8 protein-coding genes are annotated in these 4,650 nt (G+C 39.7%); all 8 read right to left on the bottom strand.

From position 1 onward, the window contains the following. Positions 1–233: hypothetical protein (locus tag G468_RS0116375; protein WP_026823960.1), on the bottom strand; the 233-nt coding region annotated here is incomplete at its 3' end. After that, entirely contained in the window at positions 230–547 is a 318-nt protein-coding gene (locus G468_RS0116370; protein ID WP_026823959.1) for a hypothetical protein, read from the bottom strand. The genes G468_RS0116370 and G468_RS0116375, both read right to left, overlap by 4 nt. Next, complete coding sequence (locus G468_RS21550; protein WP_034250261.1) at positions 540–1,142, bottom strand: ORF6N domain-containing protein; 603 nt, start codon at positions 1,140–1,142, stop codon at positions 540–542. Before G468_RS21550 ends, G468_RS0116370 begins: the two co-directional genes overlap by 8 nt. Then, positions 1,135–1,926, bottom strand: coding sequence for a hypothetical protein (locus G468_RS23980; RefSeq protein ID WP_155847021.1), 792 nt, complete (start codon positions 1,924–1,926; stop codon positions 1,135–1,137). Before G468_RS23980 ends, G468_RS21550 begins: the two co-directional genes overlap by 8 nt. Positions 1,927–2,411: 485 nt before the next feature. Continuing rightward, positions 2,412–2,696, bottom strand: a complete 285-nt coding sequence (locus G468_RS0116355; protein ID WP_026823957.1) for a helix-turn-helix transcriptional regulator — start codon at positions 2,694–2,696, stop codon at positions 2,412–2,414. Between the two features lie 72 nt (positions 2,697–2,768). Continuing rightward, positions 2,769–2,993 (bottom strand): helix-turn-helix transcriptional regulator, encoded by a 225-nt coding sequence (locus G468_RS0116350; RefSeq protein WP_026823956.1) that lies wholly within the window; start codon positions 2,991–2,993, stop codon positions 2,769–2,771. Beyond that, entirely contained in the window at positions 2,990–4,195 is a 1,206-nt protein-coding gene (locus G468_RS0116345; RefSeq protein WP_026823955.1) for a tyrosine-type recombinase/integrase, read from the bottom strand. Before G468_RS0116345 ends, G468_RS0116350 begins: the two co-directional genes overlap by 4 nt. Positions 4,196–4,353: 158 nt before the next feature. Further along, positions 4,354–4,548 (bottom strand): hypothetical protein, encoded by a 195-nt coding sequence (locus G468_RS21545; protein WP_034250263.1) that lies wholly within the window; start codon positions 4,546–4,548, stop codon positions 4,354–4,356. Between the last annotated feature and the right edge of the window lie 102 nt (positions 4,549–4,650).

The raw sequence follows: 4,650 nt of genomic DNA, 5'->3' as shown, positions 1-4,650 counted from the left end.
CTTGACCCCTTCCTTTTTTTAGCCTGTTTGCGCTTACACTTTTTCGACTTAGTGCCTGTGTGCTTTGAGCCACTGACATAAGTGTTAATCCCAGGATTTCTTATAAATTGGGGCTTCACTTTTCCCTTAAGAAAAGCCCGTGTATTCTTAGCGTTAAAGGTATTATCCCGCCCTGAGTTATAGCCATCGCTAAAAGTAATTAATGGTTGTTCGTCATATTGTGTCATGTTCATCTCACGCCCTCCGATACAGGGAATCCTTCACGCTGATAGAGTGTGAACTGGGCGTTTTCTGCGTTGATAATGAGTGCCTGAGCAATTTTAGGTAAGCACATCAACGCCTCACTCATCCGGCATAAATCCGCTTTCGCCTGACTATCGGCATAGTTTTCATTGCCACATGCCCAATATGCGCATTCACCAAAGGCTTTTAGCCCTGACATAATCCCGTCAAACGCGGCATCACAAGCGCCTTTCATTTCTCTTAGCTCTTTAGTGCTCATGGCTTGTAAATTATCCGGTATGAGGTAATGCTGAATATCAGCCATGCAGAGCCTCCTTAGCGAAATCGCCTAAATCACAGATAGACAGTTGGGAAAGTTCAATAACGGCACGCGTTGCCGGACGAAGGCGCTTAAGCTCTCTACGGCGTAGGGTCATCGCTGCACTACCTGGCTTACCATGACCAAGATAAGAGTCTTTCTCAGCCTTGGCGACAAGGTGTTGTGCTTCTTCCGGTTTCATCTGGCTTAACTCTTCAATTGAAGGGATATCAACATGACGGAGTTCACCTAAGGTGTTACGGCGGAAATAGCTATCTATCATCTCATTCTGTACATCCCACGATAGCGAATCGTTGAACGGTTTAACGATAAGTAAATAACCTCTTTCGGTGATAAGCAGTCCCCTAGCGGTACGTTTCGGGAAAACGTCTTTTAGCCACATCGTATGTTTAACAGACGATGTCACATCAAAGAAATCTTTACCTTCAACAAAACGAGAACGATGACGATTAAACGTCTGCCTTGCTGTTCCTTTAGGGCGATCATGTGCCTTATCAATCATGGCAAAGGTCACAACACGCTTACCTTGGTACTCCACAACGGGCATCGCACGATTATGGATAGCGACAAAATTACGCATGAGCCACCTCCTGACGTTGAGAAGCGGAGCACGCTATGATGCTTTGGGGTGTTATGGGCTTACGGCCTGACCAGACAAGCCGATCACCTTTGAACAGCACATGAAATAATCTGCGCTCACGACGGGTTAATGACACTTTGCCGTAGGGAATGTTGGAATCTAGAGGGATAATCCAGTAAGTATCTGTAAATTTAGGGCGAGTTTGGGTAGACTTATACGAAGCCATAACTGTTACCTCAGTTAACATTGTGGTTAGATGCTCTGCAAGTGTTTGCGCACTGCGGGGCATTGTCTTACTTATTGCTATGCAATAGTGTACATTGGTAATCTCAATATCTAATATATACAGGAAAAAACCAATGTCAACCAAAGAACACCAAAAAGAAAGAATCGTTGTACAATTGCGATTAGATTCTAGCTTATCTGAACGCCTTAACTTAGCAATGAAAGAGGACGGAGATGACAATAAAGCTGGTTGGATAAAACGCTTACTTCGCAGAGAACTAGACAAAAGAGGCATCACCCCTAAAGGCTGAAATCGCTTAGATACATATTCCGCTGATTGCTTCTGAGCCAATCCAGCCAACCCAACCAACCCGATATTATCGGGTAGCCTCATCATCAGAGAAAAATTTCCTTGATGTTCTGAGTGACCATGAGCCACTCGCTTTGTTTGTTTATTAACCGTTCCTCTTAATGATGAATGGTTATTTTTTGCACTACTCAAATTTGAGTAGATGAGGTATTTTAAGCTGCGGTTAGATGGTTGTTTTGTATACTGCACAAATTGAATCAACCTATTGTTTTTAATGCTTTCTTTTGTGCGCACCTCTCTAATGGCTTGTACACCCATGTTGTTTAATTTCTGAACTACACTTTTTGTGTAGTGACCTACACTTTTTTTGTAGGTCGACTTGTTCAGGCGATTAAATATATCGCCCCCCTGATTTTTGGCATAAAGAAGCCCTTCACGGTTATTCACCGTGTTTTGAATGTTCATATTGAACCTTATTTAATTAATTGAGCGGTGAGTCATGCTGCTTGGTCAGAAAAAAGGGGACTTTCGGTAATCACTGCCTACCAGGGAAAGGAAGGAATTTTTTTCTAACCGACTTCCTCTTTAAGTTGTTACAGGTCTTTATAGGTTTTTAGAGGTATTTTATCTACCTGTACCTAATTAACTAATTGATATTAAACGGATTAAATGTAATTGGTACAGGTGATACAGGTTTTTTAGGTTTTCTGCCAAAAAGGGGACTTTTCCCCTCATCAGTGAGATTGACGGCTGTAAGGATTATTCACGTTCTTCACCTCTGGCGGATTGCGTGCCCACCATAGAACATCGCTTAATAGCCATGAGACGGAGTTCTTTCCCATAGGTATACGCTTAGGAAATTTTCCTTCTTCCTCTAACACCCATCGACGGGAACGGGATAAACCGGATATCTGCTTACATTCGGCTTCCCTGATTCGTCGATCATACTTTTGACCGTATTCATCTAAAATAAATTGTCTTTCTTCTCTGGTAGGTTCAGTAAATTTAACGGTTATCATTATTTTCTCTCCATAATAAAAAACCCCGATTAACGGGGTTCAATTCATGACATTTAATTTTATACGTTTTAGTTATTCAGGTTTCCATGTGCCGTTTACCCAAGCCTGAACCTCGGATAATCGGTATAGTTTTGTTTTGGGCCCATAAACGTATCTTTTAGGAAATCTGCCCATTTTTATCATATAGTGCCTTGTTGATGCTCCTATGCTGGTTAACCATTTACATTCACCTTCTTTTATCATTCTATCTATCTCAGGCTCTAACAATAATTCATCTTTACTCATTATTTTTATCATTGGTTATCTGCCTCTATAAATGTATTCAGATAGCGTAACCAATCCTCTAATGCCTGAGTTTTTTCATTCATATATTGGCTACGGTTATATATTCCCATCACCCCAGGCAATGTATGTCCTAACAATTGTTCAATAACATAAATGTTAACACCCTTGTCCGCCATATTTGTTGCTAATGTTCGTCTCATATCATGTAAACACCATGATCTAGCATGTCCTAATTTCTTCCATAACCTACCCATCGTTGTACTGATAGGTACTTGATTGTAGAGTTTACCAAGGATTAAATTAGTATTATTTACCGCTTTTAAATTGACTAGCCACTGTCTTATGTCTTTTGGTATTGGGCGAATGATTTCTCTACCATTTTTGCTATTCTCTTTGGGTACTGTCCATATCCAGTTTTGAAAATCCCATTCATCCCATGTCGATTTTCTAATTTCAACCATGCGACAACCAAATAAAATAGCCAGCAATAAAATATGTCTATAATGCGATTCAATGACGGTATTGTTGAGTTCTTTATTAGCCAAACGCCACACATCCCTTAACTCATTTTCTGTTAAGACTCTGTCTCTTTTCTTTGCATTTTTGCCCATATCAGACAACGTAAAATCGTCTAATTCATGATTAACGGCATAACGTCTTACCCGACAAAATCGCAAAGCTTGTTTTACATCGAGGAATGTCCCACCGGAAATAACGGGGGCTTTTCTTTTTAGTTTATCAAATAACGATAACCATATATCTGCTTTACATTCGCTTAATGGCATATCACCGATATGAAGATAAATATACCGTTTCAAATTGTTTTGAACTTTTAGCCAATCTTTCCTTTTATCCTTAACGTAGTGTTCAATCCAATATTCAAGCGCATCTTTCACCGTCACGGGTTTTAGTGTTGTTTCTTTTTGAATTTTAATATAAATACGAGGGTCTTTATTTTCTACTAGCCATTCTCTACACTGATTTCTTACCTTCCTTGCCTGTTTTAACGACATATCAGGATATTTACCTAATGTTAACCAAATAGGGGAACTATTGCGATCACCTAATCGATAAAAGAAGACAAAGCTGACCATCCCACTTTTAGATACCCTGATTGATAATCCCCTTCCATCAGCAACGAGTAATTGCTTTTCTCTTAGGCTACCGCTGAGTGCTTTTAATCGTTTTTCACTGAGCTTATTTTCTGCTGCCATAGCGTTAACTTCTCATTTCTAGCAATACACATTGCAATACACAGAGTTCAGTACCAATGAATAAACATGAAATAACACCAGTACATAAATTAATAACTAATTATTTAAAATCAATAAATTACTTAAAACATGGAAACGCGAATATGCGTAAATAATTACTATGTTACACAGTGTTTGTTGGTGTCAAGTAATGTGGTGCAGTCTATAAAGCTTCCTGTTAATCCTGTTGCGCCTATTGCTCTACAGGTATCCAGAAGTTTCATTGCAGTCACTGCATCCCCCACTTTGCCAAATTTCACTACGGTATTTTCGGGTAACTTAGCGTATTCCGGCGAACTTTTTCTTTTAGCCATAGTATTTTCCTGTTGTATTAACGATGTTTTTCAATGCTGGCGCGAATTTCTGATGCTAAGGTATTAAGGATAAATTCACGGTGATAATCCAATGCGGGTCGG

This window comes from Arsenophonus nasoniae DSM 15247 (assembly GCF_000429565.1).
In the GTDB taxonomy this organism is placed as follows: Bacteria; Pseudomonadota; Gammaproteobacteria; order Enterobacterales; family Enterobacteriaceae; genus Arsenophonus; species Arsenophonus nasoniae.
The sequence above is the reverse complement of the archived record's forward strand: the minus strand, read 5'-3'. Positions and strand labels throughout refer to the sequence as shown.